23 protein-coding genes and 4 pseudogenes are annotated in these 20,822 nt (G+C 36.7%); 8 read left to right on the forward strand and 19 right to left on the reverse strand.

What is annotated here, in order from left to right; translation table 11 throughout:
- Positions 1 to 142 (forward strand): IS3 family transposase (locus N0M92_RS27550; protein ID WP_260285602.1); only part of this gene is annotated, 142 nt, incomplete at its 5' end.
- Positions 143 to 300: 158 nt separating this feature from the next.
- Here the strand turns inward: N0M92_RS27550 and N0M92_RS27555 are convergent.
- Positions 301 to 675 (reverse strand): FAS1-like dehydratase domain-containing protein, encoded by a 375-nt coding sequence (locus N0M92_RS27555; RefSeq protein ID WP_260288797.1) that lies wholly within the window; start codon positions 673 to 675, stop codon positions 301 to 303.
- Positions 676 to 1,028: 353 nt separating this feature from the next.
- Positions 1,029 to 2,405: an aminotransferase-like domain-containing protein gene (locus tag N0M92_RS27560; protein WP_260288798.1), complete on the reverse strand. Its 1,377-nt coding sequence runs from the start codon at positions 2,403 to 2,405 to the stop codon at positions 1,029 to 1,031.
- Between the two features lie 158 nt (positions 2,406 to 2,563).
- Between N0M92_RS27560 and N0M92_RS27565 the strand changes: the two genes are divergently transcribed.
- Together N0M92_RS27565 and N0M92_RS27570 are read left to right on the forward strand one after the other, a co-directional pair.
- Entirely contained in the window at positions 2,564 to 3,466 is a 903-nt protein-coding gene (locus tag N0M92_RS27565; protein ID WP_260288799.1) for a DMT family transporter, read from the forward strand.
- A gap of 15 nt (positions 3,467 to 3,481) precedes the next feature.
- Positions 3,482 to 3,817: pseudogene (locus N0M92_RS27570) on the forward strand (FMN-binding negative transcriptional regulator); the annotation flags it as partial.
- Positions 3,818 to 4,072: 255 nt separating this feature from the next.
- Here N0M92_RS27570 and N0M92_RS27575 read toward each other — a convergent pair.
- Positions 4,073 to 4,288, reverse strand: coding sequence for a hypothetical protein (locus tag N0M92_RS27575; protein WP_230303433.1), 216 nt, complete (start codon positions 4,286 to 4,288; stop codon positions 4,073 to 4,075).
- Positions 4,289 to 4,701: 413 nt separating this feature from the next.
- On the opposite strand from N0M92_RS27575, the gene N0M92_RS27580 reads away from it, so the two are divergent.
- The 3 genes from N0M92_RS27580 (at position 4,702) to N0M92_RS27590 (ending at position 5,962) form a co-directional block, all read left to right on the forward strand.
- Positions 4,702 to 4,896 carry a hypothetical protein gene (locus N0M92_RS27580; protein WP_260288800.1) on the forward strand — a complete coding sequence of 65 codons (195 nt, stop codon included), beginning with the start codon at positions 4,702 to 4,704 and terminating at the stop codon, positions 4,894 to 4,896.
- Between the two features lie 156 nt (positions 4,897 to 5,052).
- Positions 5,053 to 5,394, forward strand: coding sequence for a hypothetical protein (locus N0M92_RS27585; RefSeq protein WP_260288801.1), 342 nt, complete (start codon positions 5,053 to 5,055; stop codon positions 5,392 to 5,394).
- A gap of 229 nt (positions 5,395 to 5,623) precedes the next feature.
- A complete protein-coding gene (locus N0M92_RS27590) occupies positions 5,624 to 5,962 on the forward strand; it encodes a hypothetical protein (RefSeq protein WP_260288802.1) in 339 nt (112 codons plus the stop codon).
- Between the two features lie 776 nt (positions 5,963 to 6,738).
- Here N0M92_RS27590 and N0M92_RS27595 read toward each other — a convergent pair.
- Together N0M92_RS27595 and N0M92_RS27600 are read right to left on the reverse strand one after the other, a co-directional pair.
- Complete coding sequence (locus N0M92_RS27595; protein WP_260288803.1) at positions 6,739 to 7,308, reverse strand: cupin domain-containing protein; 570 nt, start codon at positions 7,306 to 7,308, stop codon at positions 6,739 to 6,741.
- A 510-nt stretch (positions 7,309 to 7,818) separates the two neighbouring features.
- Entirely contained in the window at positions 7,819 to 8,538 is a 720-nt protein-coding gene (locus N0M92_RS27600; RefSeq protein WP_260288804.1) for a hypothetical protein, read from the reverse strand.
- Here N0M92_RS27600 and N0M92_RS27605 point away from each other — a divergent pair.
- Both N0M92_RS27605 and N0M92_RS27610 read left to right on the forward strand, forming a co-directional pair.
- Positions 8,506 to 8,751, forward strand: a complete 246-nt coding sequence (locus N0M92_RS27605) for a hypothetical protein (RefSeq protein WP_260288805.1) — start codon at positions 8,506 to 8,508, stop codon at positions 8,749 to 8,751. The genes N0M92_RS27600 and N0M92_RS27605 overlap by 33 nt on opposite strands.
- A 910-nt stretch (positions 8,752 to 9,661) precedes the next feature.
- Positions 9,662 to 10,030, forward strand: coding sequence for a hypothetical protein (locus N0M92_RS27610; protein WP_260288806.1), 369 nt, complete (start codon positions 9,662 to 9,664; stop codon positions 10,028 to 10,030).
- A gap of 329 nt (positions 10,031 to 10,359) precedes the next feature.
- Here N0M92_RS27610 and N0M92_RS27615 read toward each other — a convergent pair whose 3' ends face one another.
- From N0M92_RS27615 to N0M92_RS27675, 14 genes and pseudogenes are all read right to left on the reverse strand, one after another.
- On the reverse strand, positions 10,360 to 10,527 hold the full coding sequence (locus tag N0M92_RS27615; RefSeq protein ID WP_260288807.1) for a hypothetical protein: 168 nt from the start codon (positions 10,525 to 10,527) through the stop codon (positions 10,360 to 10,362).
- Positions 10,528 to 10,784: 257 nt separating this feature from the next.
- Positions 10,785 to 11,079: pseudogene (locus tag N0M92_RS27620) on the reverse strand (cation:proton antiporter domain-containing protein); the annotation flags it as partial.
- Between the two features lie 343 nt (positions 11,080 to 11,422).
- The gene (locus N0M92_RS27625) at positions 11,423 to 11,554 is read right to left on the reverse strand and encodes a hypothetical protein (RefSeq protein WP_260288808.1); all 132 of its coding nucleotides are present in this window, start codon (positions 11,552 to 11,554) and stop codon (positions 11,423 to 11,425) included.
- A gap of 468 nt (positions 11,555 to 12,022) precedes the next feature.
- Positions 12,023 to 12,364 (reverse strand): thioredoxin family protein, encoded by a 342-nt coding sequence (locus N0M92_RS27630; RefSeq protein WP_260288809.1) that lies wholly within the window; start codon positions 12,362 to 12,364, stop codon positions 12,023 to 12,025.
- 2 nt (positions 12,365 to 12,366) lie between these two features.
- Positions 12,367 to 13,344, reverse strand: a complete 978-nt coding sequence (gene trxB, locus N0M92_RS27635) for a thioredoxin-disulfide reductase (protein WP_260288810.1) — start codon at positions 13,342 to 13,344, stop codon at positions 12,367 to 12,369.
- A 1,129-nt stretch (positions 13,345 to 14,473) separates the two neighbouring features.
- Entirely contained in the window at positions 14,474 to 15,055 is a 582-nt protein-coding gene (locus N0M92_RS27640) for a cysteine dioxygenase family protein (RefSeq protein WP_260288811.1), read from the reverse strand.
- A 155-nt stretch (positions 15,056 to 15,210) separates the two neighbouring features.
- Positions 15,211 to 15,306 (reverse strand): annotated as a pseudogene (locus tag N0M92_RS27645) (aminotransferase class I/II-fold pyridoxal phosphate-dependent enzyme); the annotation flags it as partial.
- Positions 15,307 to 15,468: 162 nt separating this feature from the next.
- On the reverse strand, positions 15,469 to 16,212 hold the full coding sequence (locus tag N0M92_RS27650) for an amino acid ABC transporter ATP-binding protein (protein WP_260288812.1): 744 nt from the start codon (positions 16,210 to 16,212) through the stop codon (positions 15,469 to 15,471).
- A gap of 20 nt (positions 16,213 to 16,232) precedes the next feature.
- Positions 16,233 to 16,916, reverse strand: coding sequence for an amino acid ABC transporter permease (locus N0M92_RS27655; RefSeq protein WP_260288813.1), 684 nt, complete (start codon positions 16,914 to 16,916; stop codon positions 16,233 to 16,235).
- A 12-nt stretch (positions 16,917 to 16,928) separates the two neighbouring features.
- Positions 16,929 to 17,750 carry an amino acid ABC transporter substrate-binding protein gene (locus N0M92_RS27660; protein ID WP_260288814.1) on the reverse strand — a complete coding sequence of 274 codons (822 nt, stop codon included), beginning with the start codon at positions 17,748 to 17,750 and terminating at the stop codon, positions 16,929 to 16,931.
- A gap of 156 nt (positions 17,751 to 17,906) precedes the next feature.
- Positions 17,907 to 18,719: pseudogene (locus tag N0M92_RS27665) on the reverse strand (transposase).
- 374 nt (positions 18,720 to 19,093) lie between these two features.
- A complete protein-coding gene (locus N0M92_RS29575; protein ID WP_397443934.1) occupies positions 19,094 to 19,177 on the reverse strand; it encodes a helix-turn-helix domain-containing protein in 84 nt (27 codons plus the stop codon).
- Between the two features lie 133 nt (positions 19,178 to 19,310).
- Complete coding sequence (locus N0M92_RS27670; RefSeq protein WP_260288815.1) at positions 19,311 to 19,451, reverse strand: hypothetical protein; 141 nt, start codon at positions 19,449 to 19,451, stop codon at positions 19,311 to 19,313.
- Between the two features lie 149 nt (positions 19,452 to 19,600).
- A complete protein-coding gene (locus N0M92_RS27675; protein ID WP_260288816.1) occupies positions 19,601 to 20,758 on the reverse strand; it encodes a trans-sulfuration enzyme family protein in 1,158 nt (385 codons plus the stop codon).
- Positions 20,759 to 20,822 lie beyond the last annotated feature (64 nt).

Consider the following 20,822-nt stretch of genomic DNA (forward strand, 5'->3'; position numbering starts at 1 on the left):
TTTACAAACGTTCGACAGCATGAAGCATTTCAAACAAGAACTAGAAGATTATATTTATTATTACAATCACCAACGAATTAAGGTGAAATTAAAAGGCATGAGCCCGGTTGATTACCGGGTTCATGCCTTCAAGGTTGCCTAACTAAATAAAGTGTCTAACTTTTTGGGTTCACTTCACGACAGGATGCTTTAAAATTACTAAAACACATTGAAAGCCACAAGCACCCTCGTAACGAATGATCTTTTCTTTCTGCTATCCGGCTGGTTAGAGGCTATAGAAGCAGTTCTAAATATATTAGTTTATAATATGACCCCCGCAAAGCTTCCTCTTAATACTTGCTCATTCTGGTTTGTGCATAGGAAAGTTGCCAAAATAGATATTCTACCATTATCTTTCTTTTCAAACTTTTCGATCGTTACTTCACATATTATTGTATCTCCTGTAAAAACTGGTTTAATAAACTCAAAATTCATGGTACGAGCCAGTACATTGTTTTCTCCACCAACTTTTGTTGGTAAACAAGCAGTCAACAACCCTTGAATAACAAGTCTTCCCTGTTCATCGGGAGTAATATGGTGATTCCCCTCATCCCAGGATACTTTTGTGAACAATTCAACATCCTCTTTAGTGAAAGTCCGTTCAAATGTAATAATATCCCCTACGTTTAAAGACAACTTTATTCCCCCTTTTATTTTTATCCTAATTTAATCGTTTTTTCATTTTAAATGTGACATATATTCAAACGCCGTTATTCAATATACGCTTTTTAAACAATAAAACAGTAAATTAAAAAAGACGTAATATTCATGAGGAAAACTCCTTTCAAGTAACCCATATATTACATCTTAAAATCAATTGGTATATAGTATATTATTGCAGGATTATTAGGATAACTTCACAGAAAACATATCATTATGATTCAAAAAGAACATAACTTAATTTCTAAGTTACATAATCAACCGTTTTGATAAATGCTTGGAAATCCGTATAATCCTCAGATGATGCCCTCTATAAAAACTTACCCATACTATATGAGTAAAAAGTTATTTGGATTTACATATTTTTTTCTATTGTCAATTAAAGCAATACAGTGAGCCAACCGCTCTACCCCTAGTTTAATTTGACTCTCATTCACTTGTGAGATGCATAATCGAACGAGATTTTCCTTTTTATATTCTGCTAAAAACATTCTAGAGGCATCATCAACATATATATGCTGCTCGTTTAACATATGAACCACCTGTTTTGCTTTCACATTTTCGGGTAAACTGATGGAAAGATAGAAACCGGAAGTCGGTTTTGAAAAAGAAGTATTGGCCGGCAGAAATAATTGACATGCTTCTTGAAGGATTTGCATTTTAGTCCTATATAGCTCTTTAACTTTTTTGAGATGGCTATTAAACATACCGCTTTTTAAATAGATTTCTAGCGCACCTTGAGAAAGAGCTGAACTATTAAAATCCGAACTAAATTTATATCGTATGAAATTGTTAATCATTAATGCAGGAAGAACGACAGTACCAATCCTTAACCCGGGGAGAAAAATTTTCGAAAGGCTTTTAATATAGATCACTCTCCCAGAGGGATCAAAAGAAAATAATGGATCTGATTTTGGATTTGGATCAAGGTCTCCTAATATATCATCCTCCACTATATATACATCGTATTTCTCAGCTAACTCCACGATTTTTTTCTTTTCGCTATTCGTATAACAATGTCCAAGTGGATTGTGAAATCTCGGGATAATATAGAAAAATTTTATATCATTATTTCGAAAAATGTATTCCAGACGATCAAGATCAATCCCTTCCATTGATAATTCAATTCCAAAAGTAGTAGTTTGGTGCAGATTGATTGACTCAATGAATCCGAAATAAGTAGGCTGTTCAATTAGAATATTGTTTTTTCCATTTGGAAATGGCATAGACACTAATAAATTAAGGGCTTGCTGGGAGCCAGATACAACGACTAATCTTTCTGGTTGAGTGAAAACCTGTAAATTTTGCAGATATTTCACCAACTGTACTCGTAATGAGTAAAGCCCTTGTTGATCAGAGTATGTAAAAAGCTCTTCTTTATAATGGTCAATTGCTTGATTCATACAATGTTGAAATTCCACATAAGGCATGACATTTTTATCTGGACCTGCAGACAAAAAATCAATTACCCCATTTTCTTCCGGCGCTTTTTGGTATTCATTCACAACATAGTAGCCGCTTTTAGGAACAGAATAAATTAAATGCTCTTTTTCAAGTTCTACGTATGCTTTAATGACCGTATTTTTGCTACATGAAAAATACTCAGATAACTGACGAACAGAAGGCAGTTTACTGCCTGCAATTAGCGAACCATCTTCTAGTCGAAGCTTAATGTCTTCCATTATCTTTATATATTTTGAATTCATTTAATGATCCCCCTCCAACTGTACCAGGACAGATAGGTAAAAAAATCGTTTATTTTTATTAACTGCACTCATAGTATGTTAATTATATCAAAACTGTTTTTTAAATAAGATAAAAACGGTACAGATGTGGTACAAAATATAATTGGGGGTCAGAAAAGATGCGGGGAGTAACAAGAGAAAAATTCGGATTATTATTAGGATTAGTGGGAGTCATTTGTTTTAGCTTAACACTCCCTTCTACAAGTATTGCAGTGGAATATTTTGGGACTACGATCGTTGGTTTAGGAAGAACAGTCGTAGCCGCTATTTTGGTAGCCGTTGTACTAATTGTTCGAAAGGAAAAACTGCCTTCTCTTCGCCAATTCAAACGTCTACTCATTGTTGCTTTTGGTGCAGTTTTAGGATTTCCTCTCCTCACTTCTTGGGCAATGGAATCCTTACCTGTTTCTCATGGAGCTGTGGAATTAGCTCTGTTACCGTTAGCGACAGCCGGATTTGCTATATTTAGGGCAGGTGAATTCCCCTCTCTCAAATTCTGGATTTCAAGTATGATCAGCTCATTAGCGGTAATTATATATGCCCTTCATCTTGGATTCGGCCAATTGCAGATTGCCGATTTAGCTTTACTGGCAGCAGTGATCATTCTGGGACTTAGTTACGCAGAAGGGGGAGAATTAGCGAAAGAATTAGGTAGCTGGCAAGTGATTGCCTGGGCAATTATGATTGGTGCTCCATTTTTCATTATTCCAGTTGGTCTAAACCTGACAACTGAAATGCTTCATGCCCCAATACAAGCTTGGATTAGTTTTATTTATCTCGCAGTGGTTAGCCAGTTTCTAGCATATGTTGCTTGGTATAGCGGAATGGCTATGGGAGGGATAGCAAGAGTTAGTCAGATTCAATATTTACAACCATTTTTGATGATTCTATTTGCAACAGTATTTCTAGATGAATCCATTACAATTTTCACTCTTGTAATAGCAGTGATTGTTGTCTTTTCTGTTATATTAGGCAAAAATGCTCCCGTATCAAAAAACGGAGCTATATCAGAGAAAAGCTAACTGAATGAAAGTTAACCTACATGGAATTATGTGACCGTTCATGTTTACGGAGAAGTCGAACTGCAAGAGGATGAACATGAGTTAATTAGCGTCCTACATGATATGCTGTCGAAGTACGAAGCTCCTGAGAAGTTCATACAGTTTGCAAGATGTAGATGCTGGGTTTCTCGCTGGTATGAACAAAGGAGTTCAAGGATGCAAAATAAAAAGCAACAAAATGAAGGGAAAGCTAAGTTTAGTCAAAATCATCCATTGCAAAGACAAAAGTTAAATGTTAACCAACTGGAACAAATTTCAAATACGAATGAGCAACAGATTTCACTAATAATGAAATCAAATCTAAAAAAATAGCATGAATGTTTCTGCACTAACGGGAGCGTTGATCACATAAGGATTAACGCTCTTTTCCTTTTTGCACATTAGGAATCTTCTGGCTTAAATTTCATTTTGTAAAATACTTATTTGTAAAAGCTTTCATATTCATTGGCCTTCCAGAATTCTACTTCTTAGATTCACTGTCTTCTTAACCGGATTCTGTTTCTCATCATGGTTCATCGTTCTCACCCCAATGAAAAAAGCACCCAAATTAATGGATGCCTTCTCCTTTTATTCATCAATTTTGACTTCTTTCAATAGATCATTTCTATATGAAATTGCATCTCGTTCAAAAACTTTTTTAAACCTATCTTCGTACTCTTCGCGGGTTATTAGTCCTTTTTCACCCAGCAATTCTACTATAGCTCTAACCCTTACTCTACTCGACACTAATTCGTTTGTCATATTGGATAATAAAATACTGATTTTCTCATAATCATCATTCATTTTTTCATCCCCTTTGTTTAACTAATTTGACAAAAGGGACAATTTTCCCTGCAAATAAAAGCACCCCAAATAATAGATGCTAATGTTTTTCATTAGGGAATTGGAGTTAAAACAATGAACGGAACATTCTACTTCTGTCCTCATCAATGTCATTGTCTACTGAGGCAATAACTGACACTTCATTGTCTGTACTAGATTGTGAATTAGAGAATAAGGAAGTTATAAAATACAGGGAAAAGAAAATCATTATATTACGATACACACAAATTCCTCCTTTATCCATATGTTCCTCTTTTTATAAAAATTTTAAATCATTCGATTTCTAAGTATTACATTATAATTCTTCATCGCTATGATTTACTTTTTGGGGTGTAGGCGTTAATGTAACCGGATATATTCACAACAAAGGTGATATGGATGCGACAGATAATCAGGTTGCAGCAGAAGATAATAAATGTTTAGGTGCATTAATACTCATCTCTGACGAATCCATTACTGTTCAATCTGGCAATAAGAGTAGCATTGACCTAGGGTTTCCTTCATTCCCGAGTAATATGATTAAGGAAATAGCTCACGCAGAAATTAAATCATTCGTTATTAATTTTTGAAGAAAAACAATGAACATAAACACCAAGGCCTACTTAAAGGAACGAGATGTTTACAGAGTAGAAGTTTCCCAGTACATATCCTAGGTATGAACCTAAACATCCGCCTTTTCTTTGCATACTCTATATCAATGAAGAATAGAGGAGGAACCTCAAAAAATGCATTATATATACACAGATGAAGATATAAATTTAAACGATATAAGAAGACGTATTGGTTTTGGTGGTGGAGGTCACTTTGGAGGTTTTGGAAGGCCTTTTGGGTTCGGGAGACGACCTTTTGGGTTTGGAAGGCCTTTTGGGTTTGGGAGACCATTTGGGTTTGGGTTTCCTTTTTTAGGTGGTCTTGCTGCTGGAGCTTTGCTTGCAGGACCTTTTTATGGCGGCTATGGTGGGTATTATGGATATGGATATGATGGATATGGATATGATGGATATGGATATGGATATGGATATCCAGGCTATGCACCATATCCGGACCCATATTTATACTATTATTGAGAAAAAAAGTATGCGACTAATAACCAGAACGAATTTGGATTTGTAAAGATAATCTACTTTAAAAGCCCTTCTCACATTGAGAGGGGTTATTGTAAATGTGTTAAATGTGGTTCGTAACAGAAAATATAAAACATAAATAATGTTGATATTCCTAGGTAATAACCTAAACTTCTTCCTTACCTTTTCATACTCTAAATCAAATTGAAAAATAGGGGAGAGATTACTTGGAATGTGTGAATTAAATGCAGATATAAATATAGTTGATTTAAGGAGGATTACTTTAGGTGTTATTGATCCCATTGGAGGGGTTGGACACATTGGTGGAGTTGGACACATTGGTGGGGTTGGACATGTTGGTAGTATTGGGCATGTTGGTCCGGTTGGTAGTATTGGATATGGTGGTCCCATTGGAGATTATGTTGGTATTGGTATTAGCTATGGACTTCCTTTCGCAGGGGGACTTGCTGGTGGAGCATTTCTTTCAGAGCCCTTTTATGGTGGAATTGGTGAATATGGATACCCCGGATATACTCCATATACAGATTCGTTTTCATACTACACTTATTGAGAAAAGAAGTTAGTGACTAAGATCAAAACGAATAAGAAAAATCCCTCCTTAGCTTGGCTTGATCTACCTATTTATATTTAAATATATTAAATGATTTAATACATAGAAATGTCATTTTAGTGCAAATTTCAACAATCTATGGTTCTTGTAAAGCGAGAGCAGTAACAGATGCTACCAATTATACAAAATCAGCAACAACAATCGATGTTTATGGAGAAACAAATGGTACTTGTAAAATACTACAAACTTTAGATAGCGCATCCAGATGCTGGTCCAGTAGGAACCCAACTTTCACAGGGAGTTTCAGTAATAAGACACCAACAAAATAATTCACTATATCTCGTTTAGGTCTTAAAGACTGGAACAGTAATCCAGTTAGTTTACAAGTTAATATGCCTATCACGAATTATGGTGATTGGGCATCCAAATTATTAACGTATATCATTAATTAAATAACATTCAATCGATTAATACAAAAACGCCCCTCTCGATAAAAGACGGGCTTGTTTGTATGGCGTATTATTGGGGATAGTACAATAATACTTATCTCCATTCATTTTCTAATTAACCTAAATTCCCCCACGATTGAGGAGAATGGGACAGCGATGATTGCAAAAGGATTATTAAAAGTGTATTTACTTTATTTACAAAAAAAACGGAGCCCTACCCCACTCGATTCGAAAAGGGCTATTATTAATCCTTAACGATTACACTAATGATATCACTGAAGAATATACTCAAAGTTAAGGTGATAGGTATTTTTTTAAAGGTTTGATCTATTGCCATATCCGATGCCCTTCTTCCGAAGCCAATGCATCTGCTTTGGTAACATGAACAGTGCCAAATGGATGGTTAGGAGGAGCATATATCGAATAAAGTTTTAGAGGAATGTTACCTGTATTGGTTACATTATGCCATGTGCCAGCAGGTATCATTATTGCAAAATCATCATGGACGTTTCGTACAAAGTATAAATTATCCTGTCTATTCCCCATTTGAACAACCCCTTGACCTTGCTCAATACGCAAAAATTGGTCAACATTAGGGTGAATTTCCAAACCAATATCTTCACCAACTTTAAGACTCATCAGTGTAACTTGCAAATGTTTACCTGTCCAAATAGCAGTACGGTAGGTAGTGTTTTGTTTCGAAGCCTCGTTGATATTTACTACAAATGGTTTTGGTCCATAATCTTTTGCATCAGTATGATTTCTTCCGTTTGATGTTTGTAAAAAACCCAATTGATTAGCATTATTAGCACGCCTATAATCAGGATTTCTCATAGGTACATTAACATAATAAGGATTTTGATATTCATAGGGATGTATATAAGGAACATAATACATTTTTCTCAATCCTTCAGTTTTTAAAATTATCTTATGCACTTATTGAGTAAATGTACTATTAACAGAGCTATAAATAAAAAAACCATCTCGATAAAAAGATCGATGGTTTTATTCCGAGGGTTATTGAGAATGTATTCCTTCAATCAATTTTTATTTATCGCAATAACTGTGAATATAAAAAAATAGACACGTTCTTATTTTTTTAATAATGATGATATGATATCCACCTTCAACACCCCTTTTGCCCTACAAATTCGGCAAAAGAAGATGATTTCCTGCAAAAAGGCATCCCGAAAGAAAGTATTAAAAAACGCCTACCAACGGTGTAGACGCTTAGGATATATATTCAACAAAAGACGGAATGCGGAGCAAACCATCCTTAATTATAATTTCTGAATTTCACTCTACATTAATTTTTAATAGGGAGAGTGCTCATTCATTTTTTGAAATTGTTCATATAATAGGAATACAGGGATACTTGTCCAAAATAATGCGACCTTGAAAAGTAACTTAAAGTATAGCAAAAAAAGGAGTGATATTTTTATGCCTAATCACGATGATTGTTGTATAAAGAAAAAACGATGCGATCATGACCATCACGTTGATTGTTGTATGAAGAAAAAACGATGCGATCATGACCATCACGTTGATTGTTGTATGAAGAAAAAACGATGCGACAATCACCATCATGATGATGGTTGTATGAAGAAAAAACGATGCGACAATCACCAGCATAATGATTGTTGTTTGAAGAAAAAACGATGCGATCATGACCAGCATGATGATTCTTGTTTGAAGAAAAAACGATGCGATCATGACCAGCATGATGATGGTTGTATGAGGAAAAAACGATGCGACAATCACCAGCATGATGATGGTTGTATGAAGAAAAAACGATGCGATCATCACCAGCATGATGATGGTTGCATGAAGAAAAAACACTGCGATCATGACCAGCATAATGATGGTTGTATGAAGAAAAAACGATGCGATCATGACCAGCATGATGATGGTTGTATGAAGAAAAAACGATGCGATCATGACCAGCATGATGATGGTTGTATGAGGGAAAAACGATGCGACAATCACCAGCATGATGATGGTTGTATGAAGAAAAAACGATGCGATTATGACCAGCATGATGATGGTTGTATGAAGAAAAAACGATGCGATCATGACCAGCATGATGATGGTTGTATGAAGAAAAAACGATGCGATTATGTCAATCATGATGATAGTAACTGTAAATTAGAAAAAATTCAATTCCAACTTATACAACAGCAACAAATACAAGAGCAACTTCAAGCTCAACTTCAAGCCCAGGCGCAACTTCAGGCTCAACTTCTAGCTCAACTTCAGGCCCAGGCTCAAAATGATACCGATACTATTTCAAACGTAGGTAATCCAATTGTGAATGTAAATGTATCCTATGATACTCTCTAGTTATATCAGTTAGTGTCATAGTGAAATTAAATGCCGGAGATACCGTAAAAGTTTTTGCTTCAAGTACAACTCCGGATGTCCTGTTGCCAAGGAAAGCAACTCGCTTGAGTGAGCTAGCTCCCCGTACCCTAACGCATAAATAAAAAAAGCTTAAATACGAGTAATGTTACAGAATACCTGGAAAAGTTGGTTATATCCGGGAATGAGGTAGAGGTACCTACATTCACTCCATCTACCATTCCGGTTTTTTTGCATCTAGATTTTGGGTTTATGCCCATTAAAGAACATTAATAAAAAAATCTTGTTCAACTAACAGGTGCGTTCGTTCATTAAAAGATAAAAGGAGAGTACATTATTTAGTACACTTCATCAGTTAATTAAAATTATTATTCGAAAAACTCTTTCGTTGGAAAAATGTTAGTAGATTCTTTTATAAGCGGGTTATTTCCATTAGCCAGACACTCACACAAGTACTCCAACAACACCTACGGCAGCAAAACCATATAAAACTAATCTTGAAATGATCCAAATCTAATACTTTGCAGGGATGTTGGCAGCTTCATGCCAAAGTCTACCTTATTTAACGCATTCAGCAGTTTCTTAAAAAGGGCTGAGTTGCCTTCTCCTCCCATCCATTCCCTCCGTCATACACATGCAGTGCTCCAGCTTGAAGCTGGAGTGGATATGAACTATGTTCAGAAAAGACAGCGTTGCTATAACTTCTGATGTTTAAGCACATATAAGCAAAAAACTCGAAAAGAAAACGTAGACAAGTTTGAGGAATACACCAATGAAATCATTGATTAAATTTTTTTGTTGAATTTGGTGGGCAAATATCAATTTCATTTATATAACTTAGATTTGCCCACCAAATAATAAACCCCTGACACCAAGGTGCCAAGGGTTTGAGATGCAAACAGCTAATGCCATCATTATTCAACCTGTGAAGGATGAAAAGTCCTGCAAAGACCTTGTGAAAGATTCCAAAAAGGGTCCGGCCATTAAAACAAATACTTCTTTCTTAAAACAAATTATTAAAAACAATAAACGTAAAGCTGTAGCACATTGGGTTCCAAATGTATTTAGTAATCTAGTAGGGTCATTCTACGAAAAAGCTGAAACTATACAGGTATTCTGGAAGATTATTAAGCAATGTAATAGATTGGTTGATTATTCTACTAACAAAAAAGCCTTCACTAGGGAACTAGAAATAGCGATTGGCACCAAAGTGTTCAAGGAATTTGCTATGAAGGTTAAGAATGGAGTTAAAAGGTATTAAGGACTGTTTGCTTATTTTGATGGGATTGTTAACAAGCTTATAAATGAGCTTTATTCTGATGCTGAGTTTATGGTCAACCTTAATTAAACATAAGGCCAGGAAATACAACAAGAAAGGATTTCCTAATAGACCAAGTGGTGAAGACGTTGATATTAGTTAGTTAAAAGGGCTAAACCTATATTTTCAAACAAAGCCTTGTTAAACTATAGTGATTTTGAACCATCCTTCGTAGCCTAGATTAACCAAAAGTAAATGTTTTTCAATTTACCTTTATTATTTTCTTCATGTGTTTTTATTCATATTGATTCAGAAAATATTTATTAGTTGAATTAGAACCAAGACTGTTGGACTTGTTGAAGATGTTGTTGAGCCTGTTCAAGTTGTTGCTGTGCCTGCTGATATTGTTGTGGGTTTGCATTAGATTGAGCAGTTTGAAAAGCCCGTTGTGCTTGTTGAGCCGCAATGATAGCTTGCTGATATCGTTGTTTATGTGTCATGTTATAAGTCTCCTTCACTATTCACCATTTTTACGAAAGTCTAAACCACTAGTCATGTTTATTATGAACAAAAATTTTATGAATATTCATAGGCAAGGGAGTGTAAAGATACTGGTTATTATGATGTGATGTACAACATCTTAAAAAATAACTAAAAAATAAATCATAATGCAACGACGCTTTTATCTTTTATTCAGCTGATTAGAAGAATCCTTTCGACCTAGAAAGGCCCTTTCTGACAGCTAAAGATGGTGATATTATTTCTGTCCATGTAAATTATAAACTTGATTAAAGAACCATTTCATCATTGGAGGGGTAACAATCGTTGTAACCAATATTACAACTACAACAACAGCAGACATTTCTTGAGTGAGTAAATTGGCTCCTAAGCTAATTGCAGCACTAATGAGTGCCACTTCTTCCCTGGAAACCATCGGCTGAACCTATCCCTAATGAACTATTCCAGTTAAATCCTCCCAGTTTTGCACCAGCTGACACACCAATCAACTTTGTTAGTATCGCTACTATACATAAAGATATAATTAGTCCTAAAATTATCCCTTCTATACCATGTTTTTTATAATACGCCACCCAATGCTAGGACTTTTGTGTCACTCGTCAACTAGAGCTTATGTAAAAGATGGTTTTAATTAGGCAGTAACTCCAGGACAAAAGGAAACGAACTTATATTTATAAAAATTACTTTTAATATATATATTCTAACGAGGTGTATGGTCCTGAATATGACCTTCTTTTTCGAGTGATCAATCAATAAAGAGAACTGACGTCGGTATATCAAGTTCTCTAGTAAAAATTTTTCTGTATTCTTTTTTTGTTATATGAGAAGAAATTTATAGTGGAATCATAAAAAATCAGTCCCTACTGAACCTTCTCATTATTCTTTCTTATCATTATTCTCTTGGTTATTCTTTTCTGAAATTCGTCTTTGATTGGCTTTCGTCTTAGCATTCACGTGGTTTGCATCATTTTGTTTATTTTTTTTAGAACCTCTTGCATCATTACTCATACTTACTCACCTCCCGCGGCAACTTATATATGTATGTTAGCATACTCGTGCCTCCAAATTTTATACGTCTTTTGGGAATCGTTTTGTCGTTTTCATCCTCTGTTCCTCCTGACAAACCATTAAGACGTGTAAACTGTTTTAATCCTGTATATCTAACTTTATTAAATAATAGATCTAATTCATGGCTATATTCAATCGTTTATGAATCACCAGTCCATAGTTTAATGCTGATGTTTCCATTTTGGATTTTAGATCATTTTATTCCTTCGCATATTTCATAAGTTCCATTTCTTATCCCCCTTGAAGCAAAAAAGGGCATACAATACTCATCTTCTACATGCACAAAGTCAAACTCTAAAAACTGTATAGTTTCTATGAAAAAATAGTTGATAAGATTGTTGAGACTAAAAAGATGGCCAATAAATATTGAGTGACTGCTCAATATTTATTGGCCCAGGCAAGGATTTTCTATCCTAGGTTTCCACTTGCCTCTACAATTTGATTTAGAAACTGTTCAACCTCTTCCTGACTTTTTCCAAGTTTACTTACAAAGCGGTTCAGTTCCTTCCCTTCTTTAAAAGCAATAAAGCTTGGGATTCCGTACACATCGAGCTTCTCTAATACCTCTGGAAAATGTTCACGATTTACCGCAATCATATCCACTTTTTCTCTATACGCTTCTTCCAAGATGGGCATAAATAAATCGGTATGCTGACAGTCTGGGCAATATTCGGCATAGAATTTGGCCATAACTGGTTTTGTTGATAAAATCGCCTCTTCAAACTCTTGTTTTGTTTTAATCTCTTTCATTATTAAAATCCTCCCCATATTTGGTTCTCATTGATAGATTGATTGTTTCCACTATATAATTCACTTGCATCAAGATATTTTTCGCAATCCAGAGCAGCCATACAACCACTTCCCGCAGCCGTAATGGCTTGGCGGTATTTATGATCTTGAACATCCCCGCAGGCAAATACACCTGGGATATTCGTTTCGGTTGTACCAGGATTCACCATGATATATCCCATTTCTTCCGTTTTGATTTGATTATCTAAAAATGCTGTGTTCGGTTTGTGCCCAATGGCAATGAAAACACCATCAGTTTCCAGAACTTCCTCTTTTCCTGTTTCGCTGTTTTTCACTTTCAAGCCAGTAACGTGTCGATCCCCTGCGATCACTTCTTCAGGAATGGAATTTAAGCTCCACGTAATTTTGGGATTCTTTTTGGCACGGTCTTGCATAATTTGGGAAGCTCGAAGCTCCTTTCTGCGGTGGACAACCCGAACCTCCGAAGCAAACTTCGTTAAAAAATTTGCCTCTTCCATAGCAGAATCTCCTCCCCCGACAACGATAATTTTCTTTCCTCTAAAGAAAAATCCATCGCATGTTGCACAGGTGCTTACCCCACGACCAATATTTTCTCTTTCCCCTGGAATCTCCAAAAGTTTCGCTGAAGCTCCCGTTGAAATGATTAAAGATTGCGTTTTAAGCTCCCCTATTCCTTCCACCGTTAAGGTAAAAGGGTTATTGGAAAAGTCGACTTTTTTAACCCAGCCTCTTTTAAACTTTGCTCCAAAAAACTCCGCTTGCTTTCGCATGTTCTGCATCAACTCTCGTCCCATAATCCCTTCAGGAAAACCAGGAAAATTCTCGACATCTGTTGTCAATGTCAATTGCCCCCCTGGTTCAGGCCCTTCAATGACCAAAGGACTTATGTTAGCACGTGCTAAATAGATTGCTGCGGTTAACCCAGCAGGTCCAGTTCCTAGAATAACGGCTTTATACATCGCTTACCTCCTTATCTCTTATCATGAATATTAATTAGCAATATTCGTGCCAATCTTTAATTCCTTGCAAAATCACTATTTTTTCAGCCACTTATAGGTTAATCATTCCTATTTTCTATCACGTTTGAGAAAAATTTTTTCAAGACCAAGAAAACATGTAACAAAACGGTGGATTAAAAGCCAAGAAAGTTATAAAGGAAAGATACAAGATAGTTGTTGTAAAACTTGAACAATATTTGCAAATCCATTGGCACCACTAAATCGAATAATGGTATAAGAAGGCTAGAAAGACATATGGGAAACAGCATATGGCAATACCGCCAACATTTATGGAAGCTTATCACTGTAAAGACACTTATAGTCACAAAACGAGGAGCAAGCGAGAGCCTAAGAGGATGATGCGCGCTTTGGTTTATCATAAAAAACCAGGACCACATAACGGACAAGGAAGCGGAATTTTTATTGTTCCAGCACAAAATAATGAATGAATTCATTTCAAAGCAAGGGTTAATTGAAGCATATAATCAATTTCAGCAAAGAAATAAAGGGAAGCCGTGGATCTGGTGGATTGGTTTAAAAATTGGAATTAAGTAAAGAAAGTTATTGTTTGTATTGTCAGAGAAGGTTCCCAAAGCTCGAATGGTTAAAACCTCTTTATAGTTGGACCAGTGGGGAGCTGGAAGGCTATTTTTGCGGGCTACACAGTTACCAGGTAAAAGCTTTCAATGATCTCCAGAAGAAAGCGTATGAGGAATATAATAGAAAATAAAGACCCAATCATACTCATTTACCCATTCATAAGATATGGATAAAAGGTGGTGTATTAGACTTTGGGCCGTCTGGAAAAAACATTATGGTCCACCCATGAGACATTATAAATTAAGTGATTGGCGTCTAGATGAATTTGGTTTCCGTTATCATCCTCATCATGTTTACCTTTACCATGTTAATCCTTATTAATTGACGTAAGTGGTAAAGCCGGCTTTTTTAAGGTGGCTTTTTATTATGATTAGTTGTAAATCCGCATTTTCTCCATTAAATTCTGAATGTGACAAAATGAAATTGTGTAGCCCGCCTCTGCTTAGAATGTAAGGACAGACCGGACCACACTTTCACTATTTAATCGATTCTAAGCAGGGGAGTATTCAACCCGCTTTTCTTTTGCAAGATATAGCCCCTCTTCGTCTAAAGGGGTGTATACCCGAAATTTTCTCAATTGCTTTCCATAAACGTGGATTGTGATAGCTGGTTTATTACCTACCCCCTCCAAGATATGACAGTCTGCTGGAGGCAGTAGCTTTCCTGTATTCTGCTCTTTTACAATGATGGTATCAGTATGCTGTAACTTAACAATATTGCCCCCGGATAATTCCTCTAATCGTATATAATTAGTCACTTTAACCTTACCCGCGACAACTCCTTCTGCTCCCCATGTATCATCGTGATCATGAAGAGTGGTCTTCTGGCCGGGCTTCCAGACTAGCACGATCACTTCGAAACGATCCTCTGGGTCACAATACAACAGATGCCGCGAGTACCCTCCCTCACTGGGTCTTCTTTTCTCAGAAGGAAGCCATGATTGGGATTGAATTAATTTACCAACTAACCTTTCTGCTTCCACAACACATTCGTTATCATTCTGACTCCGTTCCACCATAACCGTCATATCTTGAACAAAATTTTTGATATCATATTCATTCGTGTGATCCATTTTAATTCCTCCCCAATATTCTGATGTTTTACTTTCCTGTATAGGAAAGTTGCTTGACTGCTTGTTCTAACTGTAGTAGAGCCTTTTCCATAGTAGAGCGGGGACGCGATATCATTCTCATAAAGCCTTCTCCCCCTAGACCGTGTGAGCTCTTGTCGTGTCCAGATCCTTCCCACCGGATTATGCGGGCTGCAAAGGATTAACATTTTAACGGAAGAATCAATCTGAGCCTCTAAATCTGCAAAATCCATCTCCCGAGTTTGAAAATTTTTTCTTAGTTATTCAAAAAAAGATTGCAACTGAAATTTGCAATCCCAAGGTATAAGTTATAAGATTCTGTCGTTCTAACCTGCGGAAAAGTGCCGAGTAACGAGTTTTCCATTTTTCCGCAGCATAGGGATACCTGCCCTTACCTATGAACAAAGTCTATTTAAAAATTGTAATGTCCGTTCATGCCCTGTATTTTCAAAAATTTGTTGCGGTGTTCCTTCTTCAACGATTACACCTTTATCAATAAATACGACTTTATCCGCTGCTTCACGCGCAAAATTCATTTCATGTGTCACTACAACCATGGTCATTCCTTCTTTAGCAAGTTCTTTCATGACCTTAAGAACCTCACCAACTAACTCAGGATCTAACGCGGAAGTAGGTTCATCAAAAAGCAGAACTTCAGGTTCCATAGCCATCGCCCTTGCAATTCCTACACGTTGTTGTTGTCCACCGGATAGCTGGGATGGATAGTGGTTCGCCCGTTCCGATAATCCTACCTTTTTCAGCAATTGAAGAGCCTTCGTACGAGAGGCTTCCTTGTCTTGTTTACGAACATAAACAAGACCTTCCATAACATTTTCAAGTGCAGTCATATGAGGGAACAAATTGTAACCTTGGAAAACCATACCCGTTTGTTGACGGAACTTAATCACCCTATCTTTTGGAACTGGTTTTTTATCCTGAAAATCCAAAGAAAACTTTCCAAGTTTGATGGTCCCTTTTGTAGGCGTTTCCAATAAATTCAGGCAGCGTAACAAGGTTGTTTTCCCTGAACCCGATGGCCCAATAATACAAACTGTATGGCCTTCCTCAATTTTTAGATCGATTCCCTTTAAAACCTCTGTTTGTCCAAATTGTTTATGCAGGTTCTTTATTTCAATCATGTATATTTCCCCCTATCAAATTAGCCAGTCACATAACGATCGAGCCGTTTTTCCATCTGTCCTTGAGCATTCGAAAGAACAGTACTGAAAATCAAATAAATAAATCCTGCTAGACAATAGAGTACCAATGGTTCATAGGTTGTTGCGGTAATTTGCTGAGCAACTCTAAACATCTCAGTCACCGTAATGGTAGCGGCCAACGATGTATCCTTTACCAAGCTAATAAAACTGTTTGCCAAAGGCGGGACAGATACCCTTGTTGCCTGAGGGAGAATAATTCTTTTTAATGCCTGCGGATTGCTCATCCCAATAGAATAAGCCGCCTCCCATTGACCTTTGGAAATGGAGAGTATAGCCGCACGAATAATCTCTGAGTTGTAGGCGCCAACACTAAGCGTAAAACCGATAATCGCAGCAGGAAGGGGGCTGATCGTAATGCCTATACTCGGAAGGCCATAGAAAATGATAAACAACTGAACAAGCAGCGGTGTTCCCCTAATCACCCATACATAAAATCTTGCAACAGCGTCTAGAAGTTTAATTCCCGAGATTCGAGCCAATGCCGTAAGTAAAGCAAGAAGGAGTCCCAGTAAAAAGGATACTAATGTCAAGGGAACCGTAAACGCAACCCCAGCTTTTAACATCGGGAAAAAGGAATGTACAATGATGTCAACAATCTGGTCCATTCTTTCATCAGCAAACATGTATAACCCTCCCTATTTTGAAACATCTTTTCCAAAATATTTTTGTGAAATACTTAAATATTTACCATCCTTCATCATGTCGGAAAGCGCTTTATTTACGGCCTCTTCCAATTCTTTATTCCCTTTTCTCATCATGACCCCCATTTTTGCCGGATCATCAAGTTCTGCGACAGATTTAACCGGTGCATCAGGTTTTTGCTTTTTGAAATCTAGGTAGGATAGTCCGTCATTTACAACCGCTTCCGCACGTTTTGAAAGTAATAAATCAATGGATTGATTAAAACCTTCTACTCCAACGATCTCAGCACCATAAGATGCTGCTATATCTTTATAGTTACTAGTTAATGTCTGAGCTGATTTTATTCCTTTCAAATCTTCAAATGATTTAATCGTATTATTGTCCTTGTGAACAATTAAGAAAGGTTTTGACATAATATACGGCACTGAAAAATCGTATTTTTTCTGGCGGTCAGGAGTAATTCCTACATTATTAGCAATAATATCGAACCGCTTTGAATCGAGTCCTGCGAACATACCGTCCCATTGGGTTTCAATGAATTCTGGTTTCACACCAAGTCTTTTTGCTACTTCCTCCGCGATTTCAACATCAAAACCGGTTAAGTTCCCTGAAGAATCATGGTAGCTAAAAGGTGCAAAGGTTCCTTCTGTTCCAATTTTAATGGTCCCACTCGATTTAATTTGCTCTAGTATATCCCTGCTCTCATCTGCCTGTTTGCCTGGTTGACTTGCTGCCTGATTTTCGGCCTTTCCGCATGCAGATAATACAAGTGCTACGAGTATCGAAAAAGTGATGATGATGAAACTCTTTTTCATAAATAATTCCTCCCTCACCAGCTTTGCATAAATAGTGTCATCTTCAGGTTAATCATTCTTTCTGTTTGGAGCCACAAAGGTAAATACCTTATAAAAGGTGATTCTGTCCATTTGGAATTTTATTTACAATTAAATCTGTGCGACAACAACAAAATTTCATTCAATCCTTCGAAGGCAGATATACACTGGTTTCCATAATACAGCCCTCAAATAACGGCTCATTTGTAAAGTTTTTTCGTTTGATTTTGTTTCAATTTGTACAAGTACATGTAGGCAAAAAACAATAAGCGCCATAAATAGTTGATTTTGAATCGCCCATTCACTTTGACCGTAGAACTTTTTGATGGTGGGATGTTGTACAATCCATTTGAAAAACAATTCAATGACCCAGAGTGATCTGTACATTTCTGAAATTTCGTCTGCACTTAAATCAAACTGATTGGTGATTAAATGGGGCTCATTACCTTTTGAATCCTTTAAAAGGCGAATTTTAAGCACGGTTTTGTGTCGTACCAATCAACACCATTTGATCCGATAATACAGACGTATTTTTAGAAAGTTTAAAGTTATAAACTTCACGTATTACAGAGTTTTCCGCAGCCTTGAAAGAAGCAGCCATCATCGGTCATTCGGTCAAAACGTTCATAATCTAGGTAAACACGGTCAAACACATACATTCATTTTTTGTCATCTAGCATGATTTCAAGCTGGCCTCGGTCATGTTCTTTGGCAGTTGTCATAACGGCTTTTTCAGGATAGGAAATTCTTTTTTCCATAAACACAAGACGCAGATGCAACTTCACTCCCGCCTTCGAAGACAATCGCCCAGCGCGCATGAAGGCTTTCGACTTCTTCTAGCTGCGCAAAAAGCAGTAATTTTAGGAACGACTCCGTTGTAAATTTTGTCGTATAGTAATCTAATTTCATCATTTTCACCTGTTCCTCAAATAATTGATTAGTGAAAACCATAATTTAAATTAATACAACACTAGTGTCCCCCCTGCATTTTCCAAAAAAATGATTTGCAGATTCCAAGTTTCATTTTTTGTATATTTATAATATTCTGTAAATTCTATCTATACTTTCAAATGGACTCCACCTCCTCCTTTTCGTTATCATATTATGCAAGGGTTGTGCCAAAATAAAATCCTTGTTAATTCAACATTCCTACTATCGAACTAGTTGATAAATTCTCATTTCCGCGACGAATATTGTGATAGCCTACCAATCCGAACTGTTTTTCGGTTCCCAAATTCGGAAAAGATATTTCCAAATATGCGAAATATCCCCTACGCAGACGAAAAAAGATTGCAAATAAAATTTGCAATCTTAGGTAAAGTGGATCAATCTTTTAGATTGTATCGTTTTAGCTTACGATAAAGTGTCGATAAACTAATTTTTAATTCTTCCGCTACTAATACTAGGATTTTCTTAAAATTGAAAACATCTCATATACTGGTTTATTCCGTTCTTCAATGACATGATTTAATTCTAAAGCCAATGGGTTTAGCATATTTACACCTTCTTTATCTAGTTGGATTTTTCCAGATCATATTTAACCTAAACACTCAACAAATCTCCCGGTTCAATTCCTATCCCCTGCTTTATTACCCCCGCATGACCGATACGCAAGAAGCCTCCCCGATTGCGGAAGAAAATCTTTTGACCGACCCTCGAGGATTGATACTGCACTATCTCCATCAGAATTCAGGGGCCTCCCTTTTCCTTTTTTATACATCACTTGCCTCCTTGCTTCGCTAATCTCTTAAATATGAATATTAATTTGCTATTCATGCCAGCAGTATAATTCCCGTAACCGCAATGAAATTGACAAATCCTACAGCCGTGCCTTATTCTAATGCCATTTCGAGATCCTTCCATATATCTTCTACATCTTCAATTCCAACTGAAAAACGAACGAGTCCATCATAAAGACCTGCTTTTTCTCTTTCTTCTTTAGGGATTATCGCATGTGTCATCGAAGCTGGATGTTGAATTAATGTACCTACATCTCCTAGGGAAACTGCTAAAGTACTCAGTTTTACAGAATTCATAACTTTAACACCTGTTTCGTATCCACCCTTCAAGACAAAAGAAATCATTGCTCCAGGACCTTTCATTTGTTTCTCCATGATATTTTTATCTTCAAAACTTGCTAGCCCTGGAAAATAAACCTTCTCTATAGCCTTATGTTTTTCCAGGCGTTCAGCCAAAATTTGTGCATTTTCTTGTGAGCGGTCCATGCGAATGTGCAATGTACGTATCCCTTGAAAGAGAAGCCAGGCATCCATAGGGGCCAAATTTGCTCCCATCGTCTTCTGCACTTCTTTTCTCATCGTATCAATAATTTCCTTGCTGGAAATTACTAGTCCGCCAATAAGATATCCATGACCCGACAAATATTTCGTTGCACTGTGGACAACAATATCAATGCCGCATAGAATAGGATTTTGTAAATATGGGGACAAAAACGTATTATCAACAATAGTTAAGATACCCTTTTGCTTTGCGATCGCCGCTACACTCTTCATATCCACTAAGGAAAGCGTGGGATTAGAAGGAGTTTCGAAGTAGACCACTTTCGTTCTATCTGTAATGTGTGGTTCAAGCTCTTCCCCTGTCTTAAACGGTACAAAAGTTACATCAATTCCAAATTTCTTTACTGTTTTGGATAGAAATGCTTGCGTCGCCCCATACAACGCTGTGTGTGCAACAACGTGATCTCCTGCCTGTAAAACACCCAAAAGGCAGCCAGTTATGGCAGCCATTCCAGATGAGAAAGCTAAACAACCTTCACCAAATTCCAATGCTGCTACCTTCTCTTCCAATTCTCTTACATTTGGATTTCCCAGGCGTGAATACATAAATCCTGGATCTTCTCCTGCGAAGCGTTGTGCTCCTACTTCTGCATTATCAAAAACAAATGTTGAAGTCATATAAACAGGGGAGATGTGTGAGCCATACCCTGGATCTTTATTTACTTTTACTAGCTTTGATGAATAGTTCATTATTATTATGCCTCCTAATTTTAGTAATCTGAAATGCTGCCGTTTTTATTTCTTCCCATTAGTT

This window comes from Peribacillus aracenensis, from assembly GCF_025175645.1.
GTDB lineage: Bacteria > Bacillota > Bacilli > Bacillales > DSM-1321 > Peribacillus > Peribacillus aracenensis.